26 protein-coding genes are annotated in these 23,332 nt (G+C 65.7%); 9 read left to right on the forward strand and 17 right to left on the reverse strand.

The features are described from left to right. Window positions 1-109: 109 nt before the first annotated feature. Window positions 110-601, reverse strand: coding sequence for a general stress protein (locus HQ354_RS09690; protein WP_068428075.1), 492 nt, complete (start codon window positions 599-601; stop codon window positions 110-112). Between the two features lie 5 nt (window positions 602-606). Continuing rightward, window positions 607-1,578 carry a CoA ester lyase gene (locus tag HQ354_RS09695; protein ID WP_068428072.1) on the reverse strand — a complete coding sequence of 324 codons (972 nt, stop codon included), beginning with the start codon at window positions 1,576-1,578 and terminating at the stop codon, window positions 607-609. A gap of 57 nt (window positions 1,579-1,635) precedes the next feature. Here HQ354_RS09695 and HQ354_RS09700 point away from each other — a divergent pair, with 57 nt between their 5' ends. The 7 genes from HQ354_RS09700 (at window position 1,636) to HQ354_RS09730 (ending at window position 8,791) form a co-directional block, all read left to right on the forward strand. Then, the gene (locus tag HQ354_RS09700) at window positions 1,636-2,910 is read left to right on the forward strand and encodes a magnesium transporter MgtE N-terminal domain-containing protein (protein ID WP_068428069.1); all 1,275 of its coding nucleotides are present in this window, start codon (window positions 1,636-1,638) and stop codon (window positions 2,908-2,910) included. Beyond that, complete coding sequence (locus HQ354_RS09705; RefSeq protein WP_068428066.1) at window positions 2,907-3,461, forward strand: DUF1003 domain-containing protein; 555 nt, start codon at window positions 2,907-2,909, stop codon at window positions 3,459-3,461. Before HQ354_RS09700 ends, HQ354_RS09705 begins: the two co-directional genes overlap by 4 nt. Window positions 3,462-3,515: 54 nt before the next feature. After that, entirely contained in the window at window positions 3,516-4,382 is an 867-nt protein-coding gene (locus HQ354_RS09710) for a lytic transglycosylase domain-containing protein (protein ID WP_308115206.1), read from the forward strand. Between the two features lie 98 nt (window positions 4,383-4,480). Continuing rightward, entirely contained in the window at window positions 4,481-5,350 is an 870-nt protein-coding gene (locus tag HQ354_RS09715; protein WP_222634867.1) for a lytic transglycosylase domain-containing protein, read from the forward strand. A 27-nt stretch (window positions 5,351-5,377) separates the two neighbouring features. Further along, window positions 5,378-6,514, forward strand: coding sequence for an Mrp/NBP35 family ATP-binding protein (locus tag HQ354_RS09720; protein WP_068428057.1), 1,137 nt, complete (start codon window positions 5,378-5,380; stop codon window positions 6,512-6,514). A 133-nt stretch (window positions 6,515-6,647) separates the two neighbouring features. Beyond that, window positions 6,648-8,045, forward strand: coding sequence for an amino acid ABC transporter substrate-binding protein/permease (locus HQ354_RS09725; RefSeq protein WP_240930828.1), 1,398 nt, complete (start codon window positions 6,648-6,650; stop codon window positions 8,043-8,045). Continuing rightward, window positions 8,042-8,791 carry an amino acid ABC transporter ATP-binding protein gene (locus HQ354_RS09730; RefSeq protein WP_222634868.1) on the forward strand — a complete coding sequence of 250 codons (750 nt, stop codon included), beginning with the start codon at window positions 8,042-8,044 and terminating at the stop codon, window positions 8,789-8,791. The genes HQ354_RS09725 and HQ354_RS09730 overlap by 4 nt, the downstream gene beginning before the upstream one ends. Before the next feature lie 75 nt (window positions 8,792-8,866). Here HQ354_RS09730 and tatB read toward each other — a convergent pair whose 3' ends face one another. From tatB to sigE, 4 genes are read right to left on the reverse strand one after another with little or no spacing between them, the layout of a single operon-like run. Further along, a complete protein-coding gene (gene tatB, locus HQ354_RS09735) occupies window positions 8,867-9,265 on the reverse strand; it encodes a Sec-independent protein translocase protein TatB (RefSeq protein WP_068428049.1) in 399 nt (132 codons plus the stop codon). Between the two features lie 17 nt (window positions 9,266-9,282). Beyond that, window positions 9,283-10,749 carry a S1C family serine protease gene (locus HQ354_RS09740; protein WP_243636602.1) on the reverse strand — a complete coding sequence of 489 codons (1,467 nt, stop codon included), beginning with the start codon at window positions 10,747-10,749 and terminating at the stop codon, window positions 9,283-9,285. A gap of 11 nt (window positions 10,750-10,760) precedes the next feature. Next, window positions 10,761-11,096, reverse strand: coding sequence for a hypothetical protein (locus tag HQ354_RS09745; protein WP_068429034.1), 336 nt, complete (start codon window positions 11,094-11,096; stop codon window positions 10,761-10,763). 16 nt (window positions 11,097-11,112) lie between these two features. Beyond that, window positions 11,113-11,724, reverse strand: coding sequence for an RNA polymerase sigma factor SigE (sigE, locus tag HQ354_RS09750; RefSeq protein WP_114328449.1), 612 nt, complete (start codon window positions 11,722-11,724; stop codon window positions 11,113-11,115). A 262-nt stretch (window positions 11,725-11,986) separates the two neighbouring features. On the opposite strand from sigE, the gene HQ354_RS09755 reads away from it, so the two are divergent. Further along, window positions 11,987-12,619 carry an O-methyltransferase gene (locus HQ354_RS09755; RefSeq protein WP_167674777.1) on the forward strand — a complete coding sequence of 211 codons (633 nt, stop codon included), beginning with the start codon at window positions 11,987-11,989 and terminating at the stop codon, window positions 12,617-12,619. Window positions 12,620-12,685: 66 nt separating this feature from the next. Here the strand turns inward: HQ354_RS09755 and glgC are convergent, their stop codons facing one another. After that, the gene (gene glgC, locus HQ354_RS09760) at window positions 12,686-13,900 is read right to left on the reverse strand and encodes a glucose-1-phosphate adenylyltransferase (protein WP_068428040.1); all 1,215 of its coding nucleotides are present in this window, start codon (window positions 13,898-13,900) and stop codon (window positions 12,686-12,688) included. Between the two features lie 76 nt (window positions 13,901-13,976). Between glgC and glgA the strand changes: the two genes are divergently transcribed. Continuing rightward, window positions 13,977-15,152 carry a glycogen synthase gene (gene glgA, locus HQ354_RS09765; protein WP_114328448.1) on the forward strand — a complete coding sequence of 392 codons (1,176 nt, stop codon included), beginning with the start codon at window positions 13,977-13,979 and terminating at the stop codon, window positions 15,150-15,152. A 13-nt stretch (window positions 15,153-15,165) separates the two neighbouring features. On the opposite strand, the gene HQ354_RS09770 is transcribed toward glgA, so the two are convergent. From HQ354_RS09770 to dapE, 10 genes are all read right to left on the reverse strand, one after another. Further along, on the reverse strand, window positions 15,166-16,005 hold the full coding sequence (locus HQ354_RS09770; RefSeq protein ID WP_167674779.1) for a methyltransferase domain-containing protein: 840 nt from the start codon (window positions 16,003-16,005) through the stop codon (window positions 15,166-15,168). Between the two features lie 74 nt (window positions 16,006-16,079). Further along, the gene (locus HQ354_RS09775; protein ID WP_068369835.1) at window positions 16,080-16,247 is read right to left on the reverse strand and encodes a DUF3117 domain-containing protein; all 168 of its coding nucleotides are present in this window, start codon (window positions 16,245-16,247) and stop codon (window positions 16,080-16,082) included. Window positions 16,248-16,345: 98 nt separating this feature from the next. Continuing rightward, complete coding sequence (locus HQ354_RS09780; RefSeq protein WP_167674781.1) at window positions 16,346-16,954, reverse strand: DNA-3-methyladenine glycosylase I; 609 nt, start codon at window positions 16,952-16,954, stop codon at window positions 16,346-16,348. Further along, a complete protein-coding gene (locus tag HQ354_RS09785) occupies window positions 16,951-17,247 on the reverse strand; it encodes a DivIVA domain-containing protein (protein WP_167674783.1) in 297 nt (98 codons plus the stop codon). Before HQ354_RS09785 ends, HQ354_RS09780 begins: the two co-directional genes overlap by 4 nt. A 12-nt stretch (window positions 17,248-17,259) precedes the next feature. Continuing rightward, window positions 17,260-18,186: a glucosyl-3-phosphoglycerate synthase gene (locus HQ354_RS09790; RefSeq protein WP_068428022.1), complete on the reverse strand. Its 927-nt coding sequence runs from the start codon at window positions 18,184-18,186 to the stop codon at window positions 17,260-17,262. Then, on the reverse strand, window positions 18,183-19,043 hold the full coding sequence (gene folP, locus HQ354_RS09795; protein ID WP_068428020.1) for a dihydropteroate synthase: 861 nt from the start codon (window positions 19,041-19,043) through the stop codon (window positions 18,183-18,185). Before folP ends, HQ354_RS09790 begins: the two co-directional genes overlap by 4 nt. An 18-nt stretch (window positions 19,044-19,061) precedes the next feature. Next, window positions 19,062-20,828 carry a long-chain-acyl-CoA synthetase gene (locus HQ354_RS09800; protein WP_222634869.1) on the reverse strand — a complete coding sequence of 589 codons (1,767 nt, stop codon included), beginning with the start codon at window positions 20,826-20,828 and terminating at the stop codon, window positions 19,062-19,064. A gap of 36 nt (window positions 20,829-20,864) precedes the next feature. Continuing rightward, entirely contained in the window at window positions 20,865-21,434 is a 570-nt protein-coding gene (locus tag HQ354_RS09805; RefSeq protein ID WP_114328440.1) for a TIGR00730 family Rossman fold protein, read from the reverse strand. Further along, on the reverse strand, window positions 21,431-22,186 hold the full coding sequence (locus HQ354_RS09810; protein ID WP_068428015.1) for a TIGR00730 family Rossman fold protein: 756 nt from the start codon (window positions 22,184-22,186) through the stop codon (window positions 21,431-21,433). Before HQ354_RS09810 ends, HQ354_RS09805 begins: the two co-directional genes overlap by 4 nt. A gap of 10 nt (window positions 22,187-22,196) precedes the next feature. Beyond that, window positions 22,197-23,294, reverse strand: coding sequence for a succinyl-diaminopimelate desuccinylase (gene dapE, locus HQ354_RS09815; protein ID WP_222634870.1), 1,098 nt, complete (start codon window positions 23,292-23,294; stop codon window positions 22,197-22,199). Window positions 23,295-23,332: the final 38 nt, after the last annotated feature.

The following is a 23,332-nucleotide window of genomic DNA, read 5'->3' on the forward strand; positions in this document are numbered from 1 at the left end:
TCGACTACTCGTGCAGTAACTCCGTTACCTATTGCCCTGCACGTAAAGAAACGTAACCGAACCGAGGGTGCTCGAGGCGAAATTGGGACTATTCCGTAACAAGACCCGGTTACAGCGACAGCTTCGCGAGCATGTCGCGGGCCTTCTCGGCGCTCTTCGGTTCGCAGAGAACGTCGTAACGACCGGCCACCAACTGCATGCTCGACGCGAAATCCCGTTGTCCCTTGGTCGCCGCGTACGGGATCGCAGTGGAAATCAGACCGAAGATGATGCCGCCGACGATGCCGATGACGAGCGCGCCGAGAATGTTGCCGTTCGTGAAGATCCCCAACACCAGACCGAGGAAGACTCCGAGCCACGCGCCCGAAACGATGCCTCCGCCAATGACTTTGGGCCATGTGAGGCGTCCGAGAACCCGCTCGACCTGCATCAGGTCGACGCCGACGATGGTCACGTCCTGCACGGAGAACTCTTGATCGGACAGGTAGTCGACGGCCTTCTGTGCTTCTGCGTACGTCGGATAGGAACCGATCGGCCAGCCCGACGGCGGCGTCGGAAGCCCTTGGCCACCGCGGCCCGGCTGCGAAAGTGGGTTCGTCATGCCCCCTATTGTGCCCCCGATGTCCGGTTCGCACCCTCACTGCGTGTCATTCCGGCGGCGCGCCCCTTGGCCGAGACGACGAGAGCCATCTTGCGGCTGGCTTCGTCGATCATCTCGTCGCCGAGCATGACGGCGCCGCGGGCGCCGCCGGCGTCGGACGTCGAGTACTCGTAGGCCTCGAGAATCTCCTCGGCTTTGTCGAAGTCGGCCTGGCGCGGACTGAAGATCTCGTTGGCGGCGTCGATCTGCGTCGGATGCAGCACCCACTTGCCGTCGAAGCCGAGGCCCGCGGTGCGGCCGGCCGCGCGTCGGAACGCGTCGACGTCGCGGATCTGCAGGTAGGGCCCGTCGATGGCCTGCAGACCGTGCGTGCGGGCCGCGAGAAGAATGGTCATCAGGATGTGGTGGTAGGCGTCGCCGGTGTCGTACCCCTCCGGCTGCTCCCCGACGACGAGCGTGCGCATGTTGACGCTCGCCATCATGTCGGCAGGACCGAACACCAACGTCTGTACCCGCGGGCTGGCCGTGGCGATCTCGTCGATGTTGCGCAGACTCGTCGCGCTCTCGATCTGCGGCTCGATGCCGATCGCGCCGACCTCGAGTCCGGCGTTCTTCTCCACCTGAGTCAACAACAGATCGAGCGCCTGCACGTGCGACGCCGTCTCGACCTTCGGCAGCAGAACGGCGTCGAGGTTGGCGCCTGCACCGGACACGACGTCGACGACGTCCAGGTGCGTCCACGGCGTCGTCCAGTCGTTGACGCGCACGACCTTGATCTGGTTGCCCCACCCGTCGGAGTTGAGCGCGTCGACGATGCGTCCGCGTGCCTCCGCCTTGGCGATCGGCGCGACGGCGTCCTCCAGATCGAGGAAGATCTCGTCGGCGGGCAAGCCTTTCGCCTTCTCGATCATCTTCGCGGAACTGCCGGGCACGGCGAGGACCGAGCGCCGAGAACGACCGCTTTCAGGCGAACTCATCTCCGCTGGACTCCTTCGATTCTCTGGTTGGTCCTTCAACGCTCTAACCTTGCCATCATGGCAGCACTGAGCAAGGTATTCGCGGCCAGGCTCGCAGGTCTGGTGGTACTCGGACCGGACGGTGAATCGATCGGCCGCGTCCGCGATCTCGTGGTCACGATGAGACTGGGACGCGCGCAACCACGCGTGCTCGGCCTCGTCGTCGAACTTGCCACGCGCCGAAGAATTTTCGTGCCCATGCTGCGCGTGACGAGCATCGAGCCGAACTCGGTGCAGCTCACCACGGGAAACGTCAGTCTGCGGCGATTCTCGCAGCGCGCGAACGAGATTCTGGTGTTCGCGCAGATTCTCGACTCGAAGGTGCGCGTCGACGATCCCGAACTCGAGGAACTGCACGACACCGATTCCGTCGTCGTCGATCTCGGCATCGAACTGACCCGTACCCGTGACTGGCTCGTCGCACGTGTCGCGGTCCGACGCCTGCGCGGCAGGCTCGCGCGACGCGGGTCGATGCACGTCGTCGACTGGCAGCACGTACAGGGCCTGACGCAGAACGCACTGTCGCTGCCGGGCCAGGGCGTCGCACAGTTGCTGATGCAGTTCGAGGATCTCCGTGCCGCCGACGTCGCCAACGCGATGCGCGAACTCCCGGTGAAGCGACGGATGGAGGTGGCGTTGGCGCTGGACGACGAGCGTCTCGCCGACGTCGTCCAGGAGCTGCCCGACGACGACCAGGTCGAGATGATGCACTACCTCGGCAGCGAGCGCGGCGCGGATGTGCTCGAGGCGATGGACCCGGACGACGCCGCCGACCTCCTCGGCGAGCTTCCCGAACCCGAGGCCGAATCGTTGCTGCGCTTGATGGACCCCGAGGATTCCGCTCCGGTCCGCCGTCTGCTCGAGCACTCCCCCGACACCGCAGGCGGTCTGATGACTCCGGAGCCGGTCGTGCTGTCGGCGTCGACGACGGTTGCCGAGGCCCTCGCCCGGGTTCGCAACCCGGACCTGACGCCTGCGCTGTCGTCGCTCGTGTTCGTGGTGCGACCCCCGACGGCGACGCCCACCGGCGCGTACCTCGGATGTGTGCACCTGCAGCAGTTGCTCCGTGAGCCCCCTGCCAGTCTGGTCGGCGGCGTCATCGACAAGGCTTTGCCGCGGCTGTCGCCGGAGGACAGCCTGACGGCCGTCACGCGATATTTCGCGACGTACAACCTCGTCTGCGGCCCCGTCGTCGACGACGAGGATCATCTGGTCGGGGCCGTCACGGTCGACGACGTACTCGATCACCTCCTCCCGGAGGACTGGCGAGATCAGGAGGTGGCAGGTCAATGAAGGAATCCGCACGCGCCCGGATGGACACCCCGCAGGGGTCGCGGTTCTTCAACTGGCATCTCGACGTCGATCTCGGCAGCTCGGGTGAACGCGCCGCCCGATTCCTCGGTACCGGTCGTTACCTGGCCATCCAGACGATCGTCGTCGTGGTCTGGATCTTCCTGAACGTCGCCGCGGTCAGTCTGCAGTGGGACCCCTATCCGTTCATCCTGTTGAACCTCGCGTTCTCGACGCAGGCCGCCTACGCGGCACCGCTGATTCTGCTGGCGCAGAACCGTCAGGACGACAGGGACCGCGTGTCGCTCGAGGAGGACCGGGCTCGCGCTCAACAGACCAAGGCGGACACCGAATTCCTTGCGCGCGAACTCGCGTCACTGCGCATCGCCGTCGGCGAGGTCGCGACGCGCGACTACCTGCGTCGCGAACTCGACGAGATCCGCGAAATGCTCGAAGGCCTCGACGGCCAGGCGACGACGTCGAAGAAGTCACGAAAGAAGGCGCGGCAGAGCCAATCGGCGGAATCCATCTTGGGAGAACACCCCGAACTGTAACGTGTATCACTTATGCGGACCCGGGGGAGAATTCGCAGACGAGCGAGCTCTCCCGTGCTGTGCGCGATCGTCGTGGGCGCAGTGGGCGCCGCGGCGGTATCGGCGTCGGTCGGCGTCGTCGAACAGCCCGTCCCCGTGGTCTCGCCGGCCCCACTCCCCCTCGCGGACACGGTTCCCGGCCTGACCGCGCCGAGTCCGAAACCCGATCGCACGCTCACCGTGTTCGTTCCGGAGGAACCCGACGAGCCCGACCCGGAACCGGGCCCCGTCGACCCGCCGAGCGTTCCGGAATCGGTAGCGGTGGCCTATTCCAACGCCGAAGCCGCGCTGGCATCGGAGAACCCGTCCTGCCACCTGCCGTGGTACCTGCTCGCCGGGATCGGGCAGGTCGAGTCCGGTCACGCGTACGGCGGCCAGATCGACGCCGACGGCACCACGGTCACGCGCATCGTCGGCCCCGTTCGGGGCGGCGACCCACGACACGAGCGGGCCGTCGGGCCGATGCAGTTCATTCCGTCGACGTGGGCGCGGTACAGCTCCGACGGCAACGACGACGGAGACAAGGACCCGAACAACATCTACGACGCCACCCTCGCGGCAGGCCGGTATCTGTGTGCGGGCGGGCTCGACCTGTCCGACCCGGCAGACCTGACCGCGGCACTTCTGCGCTACGGCAACTCACCGGTCTACGTCGCGGACGTGCTCGCGTGGTCACAGGCGTACTTGCTGGACGGCGAATCGGTGACCCACATTCCGAGCGCGCCCGCGTCCGGCGCGCCGGTGGAGGAGTACGGCACTCGGCCGTCGACCATCCCCGCGCCGGTGCCCGACACGCCGCCGCCGCCAGCCCTGTTTCCGTTTGCACTTCCCCCTCTGCCACCCTTGCCATGTCTCGTTTCGTGCACGGCCCCCGCGCCTTGATAACAGCGAGGTAACGGAAACGTCTCGAATCAGGTAGCCTCGACTCCGGTTCAGTCACGGAGGCCCGAAGAAGCCGGGCAATTTGGAGGTTACGAGGCGTGGGACGTCACAGAAAAGCATCGAATTCCAAAGCCCGCCGGAACTCGGTGATTGCTCTGACAGGACTGGTCCCCGCCGGGCTCGTCACCGCCGCCACGTCGGCAGGTGCGGCCGAGCACATCCCGTTCATGACGTCGGCGTCGCAGCAGAGCGCCGAACCGGTCGTCGAGACCCCCGAGCCCCTTGCGGAACAGACCGACGCACAGCCGGTCGCCGCGGCCGAGGCTCCCGTCGCGCAGGAAGTAGTCGCTCCCGCGCCTGCACCCGAGCCCGAGGTCGCACCGACACCCGAGCTGCCCACGAACCTCGCAGCCAGCCCGATCGCGATCCCGACGGTCAACGTCTCGGCGTACAAGAACGCCGAGAGGATCCTCGCGACCGAGCAGCCGGGCTGCGGAATCAGCTGGACCATCATCGCGGGCATCGGCCGCGTCGAGTCCACGCACGCCAACAACGGCAAGGCCGACGATCTCGGCGAACTTCTCGAGCCGATCCTCGGGCCCCGTCTCGACGGCACCCTCGCCGGCAACAACGTCATCCCGGACACCGACGGCGGAGCCCTCGACGGCGATCCCCACTACGACCGCGCGGTCGGACCCATGCAGTTCTTGCCCGAGACGTGGAACCACTACCACGCCGACGGCAACGGCGACGGCATCTCCGATCCGCAGAACCTGTTCGACGCGGCCCTCGCCACCGGCAAGTACCTGTGCGACGGCGACCTGAACCTGCGCGATCTGGGCCAGACCACCAAGGCGATTCTGCGGTACAACAACTCCATGGCCTACGTCGCCAACGTGCTCGCGTGGTCCGCCGGATACCAGACGGGCATCGTCCCGACGTCGGACCAACTCCCCCGCATCCACTGACACTTTCGGTCCGCATAGCATGGAGAAATGGCAGTTCTGACGGAATCCGACGTTCGCGGCGCACTCACGAAGGTCGTCGATCCGGAAATTCGCAAACCGATCACCGACCTCGGAATGGTCAAGAGCGTCACGATCGGTGACGGCGGCGCCGTCGAGGTGGGGATCTACCTGACCACCGCCGGGTGCCCGATGCGCACCGAGATCAGCGACCGCGTCACCAAGGCCGTCGCCGACGTCGCAGGGGTCGGCACGATCACCGTCGAACTCGACGTCATGAGCGACGAGCAGCGCACCGAACTGCGCAAGTCTCTGCGAGGCGACTCCGCCGAACCTGTCATCCCGTTCGCGCAACCGGGCTCGCTGACGCGGGTGTACGCGGTCGCGTCGGGCAAGGGTGGCGTCGGAAAGTCGTCGGTGACGGTCAATCTCGCCGCGGCGCTCGCGAAGCGCGGCCTGTCGGTCGGCGTGCTCGACGCGGACATCTACGGCCACTCGGTGCCGCGCATGCTCGGCAACGACGCGAAGCCGACGCAGGTCGAGAAGATGATCATGCCTCCGCAGGCGCACGACGTGAAGTTCATCTCGATCGCGCAGTTCACCCAGGGCAACACTCCCGTCGTCTGGCGCGGACCGATGCTGCACCGTGCGCTTCAGCAGTTTCTCGCCGACGTCTTCTGGGGCGACCTCGACGTCCTGCTCCTCGATCTGCCGCCCGGCACCGGTGACATCGCGATCTCGGTCGCGCAGTTGATCCCCGGCGCGGAAATTCTGGTCGTCACGACGCCGCAGCAGGCTGCCGCCGAGGTGGCCGAGCGCGCGGGCGCGATTGCGTTGCAGACCCGTCAGCGCATCGCGGGCGTCGTCGAGAACATGTCGTGGCTCGAACTTCCCGACGGTACGCGCATGGACATCTTCGGATCCGGTGGCGGACAGGACGTCTCGGATCGTCTGACGAAGGCCGTGGGCGCGAAAGTCCCTCTGCTGGGCCAGATCCCGCTGGACACCGCGGTTCGAGAAGGGGGCGACGCGGGCACGCCGATCGTGCTCGCCGCTCCGGAAACACCTGCCGCGCAGGCGCTCGAATCGGTCGCACAGAAGCTTGCGGTGCGTGAACGCGGACTCGTCGGAATGTCTCTGGGAATCGACACGACTCGGCATCTGTAGATCGGGCGTGTGACTCGCGTCGCAACCTGAGACTTGCCTGAGAGCCGCTGTTGGATGAAGAGTGGCAGGCATGAAAATCCCGCACACGAAGGGCCGCGGCGTCATCGCCGCGGCCTTCGTCCTGTTTACCCTCATGCTGGGATCGGTTCTCGCTCCCTCGATCGCGTCGGCGCAACCGGCTCCCCCGCCGGGCCAGAACTACACCATCGCCACCGACGTGACGTTCGCGCCGTTCGAGTTCCAGGACGAGAGCGGCAATCTCGTCGGCATCGACATGGATCTACTGAAAGCCATCTCCGAGGACCAGGGCTTCACCTACAGCGTCGACGCCGTCGGCTTCGACGCGGCACTACAGGGCGTCACCGGTGGACAGTTCGACGGCATGATCGCCGGTATGTCCATCACGGACGCGCGCAAGGCAACGTTCGACTTCTCCGATCCGTACTTCGAATCCGGCGTCCAGATGGGCGTTCTCGACAGCGACGATTCGGTGACGTCCTACGAGGATCTGCGCGGTAAGACCGTCGCGGTCAAGAACGGCACCGAAGGTGCGACGTTCGCCGAGTCCATCAAGGACCAGTACGGTTTCACCACACGCTACTTCGCGGATTCGTCGTCGATGTTCGACGAGGTGCGCACCGGTAATTCGGCTGCGGTGTTCGAGGACTACCCCGTTCTCGCCTACGGCATCAAGCAGGGCAACGGATTCAAGACCGTCACCGAGAAGGAGCCGGGCGCCAGCTACGGATTCGCCGTCGCGAAGGGTCAGAACCCGGAGCTTCTTCAGCAGTTCAACACCGGCCTCGCAAACCTGAAGGCGAGCGGACAGTACGACGACATTCTCGACACGTACCTCAATTCCGACGCCAGCACCGACGACAACTCGATCATCGGGCTGATCAAGAGCACATGGAAGTTACTGCTCGAAGGTCTGTGGCTGACGATTCTGCTCACCGTCATCTCGATCGCGATCGCCCTCGTACTCGGTGCGATCTTCGGCCTGTTCCGTGTCTCGACCAACATCGTGCTGCGCGGTATCGGCACCACCTACGTCGACATCTTCCGCGGCACTCCGCTTCTGGTGCAGGCGTTCTTCATCTACTTCGGTATCCCGGCAGCGCTCGACTTCCAGATGTCGGCGTTCACCGCAGGCATCATCACGTTGTCGCTCAACGCAGGCGCCTACATGGCCGAGATCGTGCGCGGCGGCATCCTGTCCGTCGACAAGGGCCAGATGGAAGCGTCGCGCAGCCTCGGCATCAGCTACTTGAAGTCGATGCGGAAAGTCGTGATGCCGCAAGCAATTCGGACGATGATTCCGTCGTACATCAATCAGTTCGTCATCACGCTGAAGGACACGTCGATCCTGTCGGTCATCGGCCTCGCCGAGTTGACCCAGACCGGGCGCATCATCATCGCCCGAAACTTCCAGTCGTTCAACATGTGGCTGATCATCGGCGTCCTGTACTTCATCATCATCATGGCGCTCACCAAGTTGAGCAATCGCATCGAGAAGAGGATCAACAAATGACGGTCGACGAGAAGGCCGGCGTCAAGATCGCCGTCAAGGATCTGCACAAGGCGTTCGGCGACAACCAGGTTCTGAAGGGTATCGACACCGACGTCGCGTCCGGTGAAGTCGTCTGTGTCATCGGGCCTTCGGGCTCCGGCAAGAGCACGTTTCTACGGTGCCTCAACAAACTCGAGGACATCACGTCGGGCACGGTCGTGGTCGACGGCTACGACCTCACCGACAAGAAAGTCGACCTCGACAAGGTTCGCCAGCACATCGGCATGGTGTTCCAGCACTTCAATCTGTTCCCGCACATGACGGCACTCGAGAACGTGATGCTCGCTCCCGTCGAGACGAAGCGGCAGTCGAAGGCCGAGGCCAAGGAAACGGCGCTGAAGCTGCTCGATCAGGTCGGCCTGTCCGACCGCGCGCACTACCGGCCGGCGAACCTGTCCGGTGGGCAGAAGCAGCGCGTCGCGATCGCACGTGCGCTCGCGATGAGCCCGTCGATCATGCTGTTCGACGAGGCGACATCCGCGCTCGACCCCGAGATGGTCGGCGAGGTACTGCAGGTGCTGCGTGACTTGGCGAAGGGCGGCATGACGATGGTTGTCGTGACCCACGAGATGGGCTTCGCCCGCGAGGTGTCCGACCGTGTCATCTTCATGGCCGACGGCGTCATCGTCGAGGAGGGAACGCCCGAGCAGATCTTCGGGAACCCGCAGCACTCTCGTACTCAGGACTTCCTGAACAAGGTGCTGTAGCGGGGGCGCCCACCCCGCATCGATGGTCCGTGGCATCCGATAGACGGGCGCCACGGACCATCGATGCCGGCGAAATCAGGTGGCGTCGGCGTCGATCGGCGGCGTCTGGCCGGGTGGGAGCTTCTTCTCGAGCGACGGCTTCGGCGACGAACCCGAGCCGTTGGTTCCCGGCTTCTTCGCGTCGAAGTTGCCGGTGAAGATCGAGTCGTCACCGTCGAGCAGGTGCTTGGTGATGACAGCGCGTGGCGTCATCCCGCGAAGCTGATTGAGGTCGGCCAACGGCTTGCGCAGATCCTCGAAATCGGTGCCGAGCTCGTCCTTGAGCTGTTGGCTCGCGCCGTTGGCGTACTCCTTCACCTGACGCATGGTCTTGGTGACCCAGGTGATGGCACCGGGAAGCCGGTCGGGACCGAGGATGACGAGAGCTGCTACCAGGAGAATGACGAGCTCTCCCCAGCCGATGTTGCCGAACACGGGCCCAGCTTACGTGTTCAGTCCGAAATCGGCGTGACGGTGACGTCGACGAGACGTCCCGACCGCACTAACTGCACGGGCGTCGCCTGACCGATCTCGCTGGCCTGCACTGCGACGACCAATTCGTCGGCGCTGGTGACGGCACGATCGCCGACCTTCGTGATGACGTCGCCCTCGACGATTCCCGCCTGCTGCGCCGGTCCGCCCGAGCGCACGTTGGCCACCTCGGCGCCGGAGGTGGCGTCGTTGACGACCGAACGCGCGTTGATGCCGATGTCCGGATGCTTCATCTCGCCGGTGCGGATAAGAGACTGTGCGACCTCGGTGACGTCGTCGATCGGGATCGCGAAGCCCAGACCCACCGAGCCGCCGCTCTCGCTGCGAATCGCCGAGTTGATGCCGATGACGCGTCCCTCGGCGTCGATCAGCGGCCCACCCGAGTTACCCGGGTTGATCGCGGCGTCGGTCTGAACGGCGTCGATGACCGCATCGGTGTCGGTGCCCTCACCGGACAACCGCACCGGCCGATCGAGCGCGGAAACGATGCCACGCGTGACGGTCTTGTTCAGACCGAGCGGGGAACCGACGGCGACGACGTCCTCACCGACTCGGACGTCCGCCGAACTTCCGAGTTCGGCGACGGTCAGGTTGCCGACGTCGGTCTTCAACACCGCGAGATCGGTCTTGGTGTCGCGTCCGACGATCTGCGCCGGAACCTTGGTGCCGTCGGAGAACGTGACCTGCAGCGTGGCATTGTCCGGGTTGGTCGCGGCCATCGAGATGACGTGGTTGTTGGTGACGATGTAGCCGGCACCGTCGATGACGACGCCCGATCCGGTGCCCGCGTTCTCGCCGAGCGTGACCTGAATGGACACGACGGACGGCAGGACCGCGTCGGCGACCCTGGCGACCTGTCCCGGCGGCAGATCCTCACCGGACGACTGCGTCAAGTTGACCTTCTGACTGGTCAGAGCGCCGGTGACCTCGGCGGTCTCGCGGCCGATCAGGCCGCCGACCAGGCCGATTCCCAGCGCAATCACCCCGAGTACGACCAGCGCCTTCGGTGCGACGCGTTCTCCGAACAAGACTTCGCGCACACCGAGCTTCGGACCGACCGGCACCTCGGCTGGTGTCGGCGTCTGCGCACCGGCTGCGCCGAGACGGACGGCCGAATGCGGATCGCGCCACGGATCCTCGGGTTCGGGCTCGGTGTCGACGACGGTCGACGAGGCGTCGGGATCGCGCTGAAGGGAGGACGTCGCATCGGCGGGACGGCCGAACGCCTCGGCCAGGACCGGGTCGGGTGTACGCACCGACATCGACGGTGACGGCTCGGACCTACGGGCGACCGGCGTGAACGAACCCGTGACGTCACGAGGACGAGAGAAAGCGGCAGCGGATGCACTGTCGACCTCCGGCCGGTGCACGGGCCGCGGTGGAAGTCGGGGCGCTTCGGGATCGGTGTGCGTGCTCGCGTCGGTCACGATCGTCCAGGCTACCGACGGCGCCGACGAATTCCGACCACCGACGTGACGATCGCCCGCTTTCTGCGTTCCAGGGCGTCTTTCTTGTCGGTCGGCTCGCACATCGGGATCTGGCTGAGCAGACCGAGCAACGAGTGCGGCATCGACAGGTCACCGGAACCACGAAGCGCGGTTCGGGCCTGCTGCTGAGCATCGACCTCGGCGGCACATTCCTCGCACTCGGTGATGTGGTGCGCGGCGCGCAGGTACGCGCTCATCCGCAATTCGCCGTCGACGAACGCGGCGATCGCCTCGCTGGCCAGATGCTCGGTGGAGCTGAACTGCCGTGGCTTGCGGGCCTGCGTCATCCAACCCTCCTGATAGCTACTGGGCACTGGCGTGAGCCGAGTCGGCCTTTCCGTTCACTCGAAGGTACTCGCGTAGTGCCGCACGTCCTCGGTGGATCCTGCTTCGAACCGTACCGAGCTTCACTCCCAGTGTTGCACCGATCTCCTCGTAGGACAGTCCTTCGATGTCACACAGGACGATGGCGGCACGGAATTCGGGCGCCAACGAGTCGAGCGCAGACTGCAGATCGGGGTCGAGGCGAGCGTCGTGATAGATCTGCTCGGGATTGGGAACGTCCGACGGCACCCTGTCGTAATCCTCGGGCAGCGCTTCCATACGGATGCGGTTGCGACGACGGACCATGTCGAGAAACAGGTTGGTGGTGATGCGGTGCAACCAGCCCTCGAACGTGCCCGGCTGGTAGTTGGACAGCGATCGGAAGACGCGGATGAAGGTGTCCTGCGTCAGATCCTCGGCGTCCTGGGCGTTGCCGGACAGCCGGTACGCCAAGCGGTACACCCGGTCGCCGTGCTCGCGCACGAGCTCGTCCCACGACGGCATGGAAGATTCCTCGCCCGTGGCATCGAACACTGCGGTGCCGGTGGCGTCCGCGGCGTCGTCTGCGACGGCGTCGGGCAACCGAGTCATGTCTCGGTCTCCGTTGACTGTGTAGATGGTTGGATCCTCCTGCTCAGGACCTAAGTCGGGGGTCCTGCTCCTGCCGCGTTCAACTCTCGGCGCCGTCGCATTTGTTCCCGTTGTCGGTCTTCTCGATCAAGCGATCACGAGTAGCTTCTCCCACCGGGGTGTGGGAGTCGTATGAATAACCTGAGGCGCCGCTGAGAAACCTGGGGCCTGGTACGCCGGGTCACTCCACCGGTTCCGTCCCTGGTCACGCTAACCTCGAAATGTGCCGACAAACGCCGAGAAGCTTCTTGCCTATGCCGAGGATTCCGTTCAGGAGGACGAGGTACTCGTCGCAGCCCGAGAACGGGCCGAGGAATTGGGAGCCGCACCCGTCGCACCGTCCGTCGGAGCGATCCTGAGCATCTTCACCCAGATGTTGAGCGCCAAGACCGTCGTCGAGATCGGCACGGGCGCCGGCATCTCCGGCCTCTGGCTGCTCGACGGCATGCGCGAGGACGGCGTTCTGACCACCATCGACACCGAACCCGAACACCAGCGCGCCGCGCGCGAAGCGTTCCGCGCAGGTGGGATCGCACCGTCACGTACACGCTTGATCAACGGCTGGGCACTCGACGTCCTGCCGCGGCTCGCCGACAACGCGTACGACCTCGTCTTCATCGACGCGAGTCCCGTCGACCAACTCCATTTCGTGCAGGAGAGCGTCCGGCTACTGCGCCCGGGAGGAGTCCTGGTGCTGCACAACGCACTTCTGAACGGACGCGTCGCCGACGGCGCTCAGCGCGACGCGACGACCGTGGCCGTGCGGGCCGCCGCACGAGCGATCGCCGAGGACGAGCGACTCACGACTGTGCTGCTCCCCCTCGGCGACGGGCTCATTTGCGCTTCGCGCAGCTGACATCGGGTCGTTCCGCAGGCTCCACTCCCAGGGCTTCGCGCAGCTAGGCGGCTGCGCCGCAGGCGCCTAGATCCACACGCCCTTGCCGACGGACACGACGCCACCTGCGGAGACGTTGAAGCGCTCCTTGTCGCGCTCGATGTCGACGCCGATGATCTCCCCGTCGCCGACGACGACGTTCTTGTCGAGGATCGCGCGTCGGACGACGGCGCCCTTGCCGATCTTCACACCGGGCATCAGCACGCTGCCTTCGACGGTGGCGCCGCTGTCGATCATGACGTTCGACGACAGGACCGAATTGCGCACGGTCGCGGCCGACAGGATGCATCCCGCGCCGACGACGGATTCCTGCGCGAGCCCGCCCTGCACGAACTTGGCGGGCGGGAGGTTCTCGGCGGCACCGCGGATGGGCCAGCGGCGGTTGTACAGGTTGAAGATCGGGTGCACGGACACCAGATCCATGTGCGCGTCGTAGAAGGCGTCGATGGTTCCGACGTCGCGCCAGTAGCCGCGGTCGCGTTCGGTGGCGCCGGGGACGACGTTGTCGTTGAAGTCGTACACCGACGCGACACCTGCCTCGACGAGCGCGGGGATGATGTCGCCGCCCATGTCGTGGTCGGAATCGGAGTTCTCCGAGTCGGCTTTGATGGCGTCGACGAGCACTTTCGTCGTGAACACGTAGTTGCCCATCGACGCGAACGTCATGTTGGGGTCGTCGGGCGTGCCGGGTGGGTGCGCCGGCTTCTCCAGGAACTGGGTGATCTTGCCGCTGCTGTCGCTGTCGATGCAGCCGAACGCGAACGCCTCACTGCGCGGAACGCGAATTCCGGCGACGGTGACGCCCGCTCCCGACTCGATGTGCTGCTGCACCATCTGTTCCGGGTCCATGCGGTAGACGTGGTCGGCGCCGAACACCACGATGTATTCGGGGTCTTCGTCGTAGACGAGATTCAGAGACTGGAAGATCGCGTCTGCGCTTCCCGTGTACCAGCGCGGACCGAGTCGCTGCTGGGCAGGCACGGGAGTGATGTACTCCCCCGCGAACCCGGACAGGCGCCAGGTCTGCGAGATGTGCCGGTCCAGCGAGTGAGACTTGTACTGGGTCAGCACGCAGAGCCGGAGGTAACCGGCGTTGACGAGATTGCTCAGAACGAAGTCGATCAGTCGATATGCGCCGCCGAACGGGACGGCCGGCTTGGCTCGATCCGCGGTCATCGGGTAAAGCCGCTTACCCTCACCGCCTGCAAGCACGATCCCTAGTACGTGCGGTTGTGTCCTCACATTGCCAACCTATCCGCACCGGGTGAACCTTGCTAGCAGTACACGCGTGTCGCGGCGGGAATGTAGGTTTAGCGGTGTGCGCGTGGCAATGATGACGAGGGAATATCCGCCTGAGGTCTACGGCGGGGCAGGTGTTCATGTGACCGAGCTGTCGGCACAGCTGAAAGCCCTGTGCGAGGTGGACATCCACTGCATGGGCGCGCCGCGTGACACCGCGCAGGTGCACGACCCCGACCCGGCACTCGCCGGCGCCAATCCGGCGCTCACGACGCTGTCGGCCGAGCTGCGGATGGCGAATGCGGCCGCGGGCGCCGACGTCGTGCATTCACACACCTGGTATTCCGGTCTCGCCGGGCACCTCGCCGCCGAACTCTACGGCGTCCCACACATTCTGACGGCCCACTCGCTCGAGCCGCGACGCCCGTGGAAGGCCGAACAACTCGGCGGCGGCTACAGAATCTCGTCGTGGTCGGAGAAGAACGCGGTCGAGTACGCCGACGCCGTCATCGCCGTCAGCGAGGGCATGGCCAAGGACGTGCTCGACGCGTACCCGCGCCTCGATCCCAGCCGAGTTCACGTGGTGCGCAACGGAATCGACACCGAGCGCTGGCACGCAGGCCCTGCCGCCGATCCACAGGACTCCGCGCTGGAGGCCATCGGCGTGGATCCGACCCGGCCGATGGTCGCGTTCGTCGGGCGCATCACCCGCCAGAAGGGCGTCGGACATCTCGTCGCCGCAGCCCACGACTTCGACCCCTCGATCCAGCTCGTACTGTGCGCGGGCGCGCCCGACACTCCCGAGATCGCGGCCGAGACCGAGCGCGCGGTAGCGGAACTGGCCGCGAAACGATCCGGCGTGTTCTGGGTCCGCGACATGCTCCCCACCGAGAAGATCCGTGAAATCCTCTCGGCAGCAGACGTTTTCGTGTGCCCGTCGGTGTACGAGCCGCTCGGCATCGTGAATCTCGAAGCGATGGCGGCGGAGACGGCCGTCGTCGCGTCCGATGTCGGCGGCATTCCCGAGGTCGTGAACGACGGTGTCACCGGCAGACTGGTGCACTACAACTCGTACGAACCGCAGGCGTTCGAGCGGGCCCTGGCGACGACGGTCAACGAGGTCGCTCTCGACCCGGCGACCGCGACCGCGATGGGCAAGGCGGGCCGTGAGCGGGCCGTCGCCGAATTCTCCTGGGCTGCCATCGCGCAGCAGACCGTCGAGGTCTATCAGGCAGCTCTGGCCCGACGCGGTTAGCGAGCCCTCGGGGTCAGACGGCCCGGTAGGTTCCGACCGTCACCGACACGGTGACGTGGACGGGCTCGGGCATCGACTCGATGGACGCCCGTCGCGCCGCCGGGGTGGTGTGGCGGGCGGACGGGCCCATCGCGACGAAGGCCTCGACGGCGTCGTGATCCAACTGCACCGCGTATTCGACGACGTCGCGTTCGACTGCCTCGAATCTGCCCGCGAGCGAATCACCGAGTCTGCGGGCCTTGTCCTCGTCGACGCCGATGAGACCGACGGTGGCCGTGAGTTCGCGTTGATGTCGTTCCGTGGGCGTGACGACGACGAGGATCCCCTCGGGTGCGAGGACACGTCGTAGCTCGGACGCGTTGCGCGGCGAGAAGACACACGTGACAGCGTCGATGGACCCGTCACGCACGGGCAGGCCCTGCCACACGTCGGCGACGATCGATCCGAGTCTCGGGTGCGCGCGTGCGACGCGTCTCGCCGCTGCCTTGGACACGTCGACACCGATGCCCCGCGCGCCGTCGGCTGCGTCGAGAACGGCGGCGAGGTAGTGCCCCGTCCCTGCACCGACCTCGAGGACCGTGCCGACGGATCCGACGGATCCGACGGCCTGGGAAACCGCGTCCGCGATCGGCGCGAAATGACCCGCGTCGAGGAAATCCGCGCGTGCGGCGATCATGTCGGCGGAGTCACCGGTGATCTTCCCTGCGCCGCCGGACTGCAGGCTGACGTACCCCTGACGTGCGACGTCGAACGTGTGCCCGCGGTCGCACAGCAGGAACTTGTCGTCGTCACCGAAGTCGAGGTCGGATCCGCACAGCGGGCAGATCAACAGGTCGATCACATCAGCGAGCACGAAGCCTCCAGCACATCACGAAGCCCCGCCCGCCTGATCGGCGAGCGGGGCTTGGCGCAGAAACAGACGAGAAGTTAACCGGTGACGCCCTTCAGTTCTTCTCCCAATGCCGCAGCCTCGTCCGGGGTGAGTTCGACGACGAGACGTCCACCGCCCTCGAGCGGCACCCTCATCACGATCCCCCGTCCTTCTTTGGTTGCTTCGAGGGGACCGTCCCCGGTCCGGGGCTTCATCGCCGCCATCCTCTGCTCCCTCCACATCTGCGCCACACTGCATGCGCGTCGGCCTGTAAAGATGTTCCCGCCTCGTGGCGGGAAAGGTTCTTGCCGCCTATTCTTCCCTATCGCGGCCCGTACCGGGAACTGGAGTCGGTATTAGTGGGCTTCACCCAACAGCCGGACAGGTGATCGTCCACCATTCCGGTGGCCTGCATCAACGCATACGCCGTGGTCGGACCGAAGAATCTCAGCCCCCGGCGTTTGAGTTCCTTCGCCATCGCGGTCGACTCCTCGGTCACCGCTGGCACATCGGTCACGTGGTCGAGTCGCTGCGCCCGGGGCTGCGGCGCGAACGACCACAGCAGCGTGTCCAGGTCCGTTCCCTCCAGGTCGAGCACGACGCGCGCGTTGACGACGGCCGCCTCGATCTTCGCCCGATTGCGCACGATTCCGGCGTCGCCCATGAGCCGTTCGACGTCGTCGGCACCGAACGTCGCGACCTTCTCGGGATCGAATCCGGCGAACGCGGATCGAAAAGCCTCGCGCTTCCGCAGAATTGTGATCCACGACAGTCCGGACTGGAACGCTTCCAGACACAGACGCTCGTACAGCGCGCTCGTGCCGTGGACCGGCTTGCCCCACTCGTCGTCGTGGTAGTCGCGGTACAACGCGTCGGACCCGGCGCCCCACGGGCAACGAAGCTTCCCGTCGGGCCCGGCGACGGCCGTCATTCGTCACTCGATTCCACGACGGCAGCGAGCTCGGACCGCAGCCGGTCGATCTCGGCGCTCAATCGGTCGAGCGCCCAGTCGACTTCGCTCGGCTTGTAGCCGCGCAGCGTCTGCTGGAACTTCAGCGCCCGGACGTCGTCGCCGGTGACGTCCTCGGCGGGAAGCACCGTCGCCGTCGTGCCCTCGGGGAGCGGTGCGAGTTCCTCACCACGTCCGAACACAGCACTGGCCACGAAGAAGAGCACGGCTGCGATCACGGCAATGATGACGACGTAGAGCAGGAGCGTCAGCATTGCTCGATGTTCTCACAGCGTGTTGATGGGAGGCCTGTCCGTCAACGACACCTCGGTCGAGAAGGGAACGAACGAGTCGCCCTCGGCGCGGAACTGCATCAACCCGGCACCGGAATCGACCATTCCGCACCGGCCGAGCATCGTGCCGACGATCTGACGGCTCATCGCCCCCAGTTCGACGAGTGGCCGATTACGGTGTTTGCGCACGCCGAGATTGACCTGGCCGATCGCATTCAAACCGAGCCGGTCGTACGTGTCGAGCAGCAAACCGATCTCGACGCCGTAACCCGGTGCGAACGGCACCGCGGACAACAGTTCGCGGGTGCCCGCGTATTCGCCGCCGAGCGGCTGGATCACGCCCGTCAGTTCCGGTCGCAGCGCGGCCAGCAGCGGTCGCGCGACGAGTTCGGTGACGCGGCCACCGCCGTTGGCGTCCTCGGAGCCGCTCGTCCGCAGCGGCCGTCGGTAGTAGCCCTTCACGAGATGGATCCCGTCGCCCGTGAGCAACGGCCCGAGGAGTTTCGGCACGAACGCCGGATCGGGATTGATGAGGTCGGAGTCGACGAACGCGATGATGTCGCCCGTCGACGCTGCGACGGAACGCCACAGAACCTCGCCTTTTCCCTTCACCGGGTCGAGCCCGGGGATGGCTTCCTCGCGGCTGATGACGCGTGCGCCCGCGGCCGTCGCACGTTCGGCGGTGGCATCGGTGGATCCGGAGTCGAGGACGATCAGCTCGTCGACGAGTCCGCCCAGAAGCGGATGGATGGTGTCGACGACGGCCGCGACCGTCTCCTCCTCGTTCAGCGCAGGCAGTACGACCGAGACGGTCCGTCCTGCTTTGGCCGCTTCGAGTTCGGCGAGCGACCAGGAGGGTTCGTCCCAGCTGTTCGTGTCGTTCCACGCCGTCGTCACCGACGTCGGTTCGGCAAGGGTCATGCGAGCCCCCTGACGGTTCGTACGGGACTTCTCGTTCCCTGGATCGCCGCCACCATGTCGACGACTCTTCTGGTCGACGCAACCTCGTGCACCCGGAACATTCGAGCGCCGCCTGCTGCGGCCCATGCTGTCGCTGCCAATGTTCCCTCCAACCGGTCGACGAGTTCTACACCCAGAGTCTCCCCGATGAAATCCTTGTTGCTCAGCGCCATGAGCACTGGCCATCCGGTGTTTACAAGAACGTCCAATCGACGCAACAACTCGAGCCCGTGGAACGTGTTTTTTCCGAAATCGTGGGTCGGATCGATCAGGATCGCGTCCTTCGCGACGCCGGCTGCGACGGCTTTCTCGGCCGCCGCGGTCACCTCGGCGACGACGTCCGCGACGACATCGGTGTAGCGGACGCGGTGCGGCCTGGTCCGCGGTTCGGCACCGCCCGTGTGCGAGCAGACGATGCCGACGCCTTCCGACGCGGCCACCCCGACGAGGTCGGGATCGGCCCCTGCCCACGTGTCGTTGATCATGTCCGCACCTGCCGCACAGGCGAGCCGTGCGACCTCGCTGCGCCACGTGTCGACGCTGACGAGCAGGTCCGGATACTCGTCGCGAATCGCTTCGACGAACGGCACGACGCGCCTGATCTCCTCGGCCGCGTCGACGACCGTTCCCGGTCCCGCCTTGACGCCGCCGACGTCGATCATGTCGGCACCCTCTGCGACCGCACGATGCACCGACGCCATCGCGGCGTCGTCGGTGAAGTTGGCACCCTGGTCGTAGAACGAGTCGGGGGTGCGGTTGACGATGGCCATGACCAACGCGCGATCGTCGGCCACCGGCTTGCCGCAGAGTGTGCTCATGATGCCAAGTCTGGCACGCTAACCTTTCGGCGCCTTGCCTGCTGCGACCTCGTCGACGTAGCCGTCGTACGCCTTGTCGTAACCGCCGGACTTGCCTCGCAGTACGTACAGCTCGCTGTCCGGGTCGTCGCCGTAACCGAGCTTGCGCAGCGCGACCTTCTGGCTCTTGAACGTCGAGGTCTGCTCCAACGTGTCGACGACCCGCACGAACAGCGGTACCGCGTAGCTCGGGAGCTTGTCGTACAGATGCTGGGCGACGGCCTTGCCGTCGAACGTCTCGCCGTCGCGCAGCGTCACCGCAGCCATACCCGCCTTGCCGTCGGCTCCGTCGATGTCGACGCCGTAGACGACGGCACCGTCGACCGCCTTGTGCGTGCCGAGGGCACCTTCGACCTGCGTCGTCGCGACGTTCTCACCCTTCCATCGGAAGGTGTCACCGAGGCGGTCGACGAACGCGACGTGCAACCACCCCTGCTTACGCACGAGGTCACCGGTGTCGAACCACGTGTCGCCGTCCTTGAAGCCGTCGCGCACGAGCTTCTTCTCGGACGCCTCGTCGTCGGAGTAGCCGTCGAACGGCGCCCGGTCGGTGACCTTCGACAGCAGCAGCCCGACCTCGCCGGTCCCGACGCGCTTCAGCTTGCCGTTGCTGCCGCGCTTGGCCTTACCGCTCTCGTCGTCGTACTCGACGACGGCATACGGCAGCGGGCAGACCCCCGCGGTCTTCTTCATGTTGAGCGCGTTGACGAACGCGATGTTGCACTCGCTGGCACCGTAGAACTCGGCGACGCGCTCGATGCCGAATCGGTCGGTGAACTCTTCCCAGATCTCCGGCCGCAGACCGTTTCCGACGACGAGCTTGACCGTGTTGTCGCGATCCGTGGACTTCTTCGGCTGCGTCAGCAGGTACCGGCACAGCTCGCCGATGTAGGTGAACGCCGTGGCCTTGTTGGTTCTGACGTCGTCCCAGAAGTTGCTGACGGAGAACTGCCGTCCGATCGCCATCGTCGCGCCGCCCGCGAGCACCGACGACAGCGTCACCGTCAGCGCATTGTTGTGATAGAGCGGCAGGCAGCAGTAGATGACGTCGTCGCCGCGTAGCCGGACACCCATGTTGCCCAGACCGGACATCGACTTGAGCCAGCGGAAGTGACTCATCAGACTGGCCTTGGGCATGCCCGTGGTGCCGGAGGTGAAGATGTAGAACGCCTTCTCCTTCGCCTGGATCTCGGCCGTCACCGGAGGGTTCCGGTCCGAGGCGTTCTTCGCGAGTTCGGTGAGTTCTTCCAGAGGCAGCACGTCCGGCGGAGAGTCGAGCGAGTCGAGCGCTTCCTGTGCGTTCTCGTCGAGTACGAGGACCTTCGATTCGAGAATCCCGAGGCTGTGCTCGAGGACGTCGCCGCGTTGGTTGTAGTTGAGCATTCCCGCAGTCGCGCCCAGTTTGACGGCTGCCAGCGCGGCGAACAGCGCCTCGGGACGGTTCTTGCTGAGGATGCCGACGACGTCACCGCGCCCGACGCCTCGATCGGCGAACACGTGCGCGTAGCGATTGACGAGCGCGTTGGCGTCGGCGTACGACGTCGACTCGCCCTCGAAACGTACGAAGGGGTGGCTGCCGCGCTTCGCTGCGACATCCTGGAAGACCTGGCCGATCGATGCCTTGTGGGTGGGCTTGCGTGTGAAACCGGCGAGCCCCCTCAACAGACTCGGGACCTCCGTCACCATCTTCGGCAATGCGATCGCGAGGTCGGTGACACCGATCTTCTGACGAGCGTCGACAGCCATTGACTCCCCTTTTATGACGTTGTGATCTTTCTTACCCTACTCCAGAGTAACCTCTGGACGGGCCGACGCACAGGCGTCGAGCGCTTCCGTCACCGACGTCGTCCTGATCAGCGCGTCCAACGCCCTCTGCTGGACGAAGCCGGTGGTGGACAGGCCGTCGATCCACGCCAGCAACCCGGCGTAGTGATCGCCCGGATCGAGCAACACGACCGGTTTGTCGTGCATACCCAGGTACCCGGCGGTCCAGGTTTCGAACAACTCCTCCAGCGTCCCGATACCCCCGGGCAGCGTGATGAACGCGTCGGCGCGATCCTCCATGACCTTCTTGCGTTCGCGCATCGTGTCCGTGACGACCAGTTCGTCGGCGTCGACGTCGGCCACCTCGCGATGCACGAGCGCCTTCGGAATGACTCCGAGCGTGAAAGCGCCTGCTGCACGGGCGGATTCGGCAACCGCCCCCATCATGGACACGTTTCCGCCCCCGGACACCAGCTGCCAACCACGACGGCCGATCTCGGTGCCGAGCTCGCGCGCGAGGTCGATGAATTTCTGCTCGACCGGCCCCGATGCGCAGTAGACGCACACCCGGAGCGCCTCGCCGTTCACCAGCTCTCTCCTGTCGTTGCGTCCTTCTGCGATTCGATGACGATGCGCACGGCCTCGTCGACACTGTCGGTGCAATGGATCAGGTCGACGTCACCGGGTGACACCTTGCCCTCGGTGACGAGGGTGTTCTTGATCCAGTCGAGCAGCCCGGACCAGAAGTCCGTGCCGAGCAGGATGATCGGGAAGCGTGTGACCTTGCCCGTCTGGACGAGCGTGAGCGCCTCGAACAGTTCGTCGAGTGTTCCGAAACCGCCTGGGAGACAGACGAAGGCCTGCGAGTACTTGACGAACATCGTCTTGCGCACGAAGAAGTAGCGGAAGTTGATGCCCAGGTCGACCCACTCGTTGAGGCCCTGCTCGAACGGCAGCTCGATACCGAGGCCGATCGAGTAGCCCTTCGCCGCGCTCGCACCGCGGTTCGCGCCTTCCATGACGCCTGGACCGCCACCGGTGACGATCGCGAACCCGGCTTCGGCGAGCGCGGATCCGAGAGCCCGCGCACGCTCGTACTCCGGATGCTCTCGCGGCGTCCGGGCGGACCCGAACACCGTGACCGCCTTCGGCACCTCGGCCAGTGCCTCGAATCCCTCGACGAACTCGCTCTGAATCCGCAGGACGCGCCAGGTGTCGGTGTGGATCCAGGCTCCCGTCCCACGCTGGTCGAGCAGACGCTGATCCGACGTCGACGTCTCGGTGTTGCGCCTGCGACGCAGTACGACGGGCCCCTTGTGCGTGGTCGGTTCCGGTTCCATGGCGTCCAGGCTAACGGGACGTCAGATAGCTCCGGAGGACGGTCGCGACGTGCGTGATCTGCTCGACGGGAACGCGCTCGTCGCGTTTGTGCGCGAGGTTGGGGTCGCCCGGTCCGTAGTTGACCGCGGGGATGCCCAGTGCCGAGAACCGGGACACGTCGGTCCATCCGTACTTGGCCCGGAACTGGCCTCCCGCAGCGTCGATCAACGCCGCGGCGGCTGGCGCGCCGAGACCGGGCAACGCACCCGCCGACGCGTCGGTGACCTCGAATCCCAGATCCACACCCTCGACGACCTCGCGGACGTGCTCGATAGCCTGGTCGACGCTACGGTCGGGCGCGAATCGGAAGTTGACGTCGAGTTCGGCCGCGTCGGGCACCACGTTGCCCGCGACACCACCGGAGATCCGGACCGCCTGCAGTCCCTCGCGATAGACGCATCCGTCGATGTCGACCTCGCGCGCCTGATACGACGCGAGGCGATTGAGGACGGCACCGAACTTGTGAATGGCATTGTCGCCCAACCAGGACCGTGCACTGTGCGCCCGAGTTCCGCTCGCCGACAACCGGATACGCAGAGTTCCCTGACACCCGGCTTCGATGAATCCGCCCGTCGGCTCACCGAGAATCGCGACGTCCGCCTGCAGCCATTCGGGCATCTCACGCTCGATACGCCCGAGCCCGTTGTACGACGCCGCGATCTCCTCGCAGTCGTAGAAGACGAGCGTGAGGTCGTGCGCGGGGTCGTCGATCGTCGCGGCGAGATGAAGGAACACCGCGTCGCCCGACTTCATGTCGACCGTTCCGCAGCCGTGGATGACGTCGCCCTCGGCGCTGTCCCGCTCACGTGTGCTCGGCACGTTGTCCGCGATGGGCACCGTGTCGAGGTGACCGGCCAGCATGACGCGATTGGGCAGCCCGCGATCGGTCCGTGCCAGCACCGCGTTTCCGCTGCGGACGATCTCGAAACCGGTGGTCTGCGCCCGCAGAGCCGCCTCGACCGCGTCGGCGATGATCGATTCGTCCTGCGAGACGCTCGGAATGTCGACGAGTGCGGCGGTCAGGTCGATCGGGTCGGCGTGCAGATCCAACGCGGGGTGCGAACTCATCCGTCCACCTTAAATGCCGGGGCCGTATCCTTGTTTCC

It is taken from the genome of Rhodococcus sp. BP-261 (assembly GCF_019835205.1).
GTDB lineage: Bacteria > Actinomycetota > Actinomycetes > Mycobacteriales > Mycobacteriaceae > Rhodococcoides > Rhodococcoides kyotonensis_B.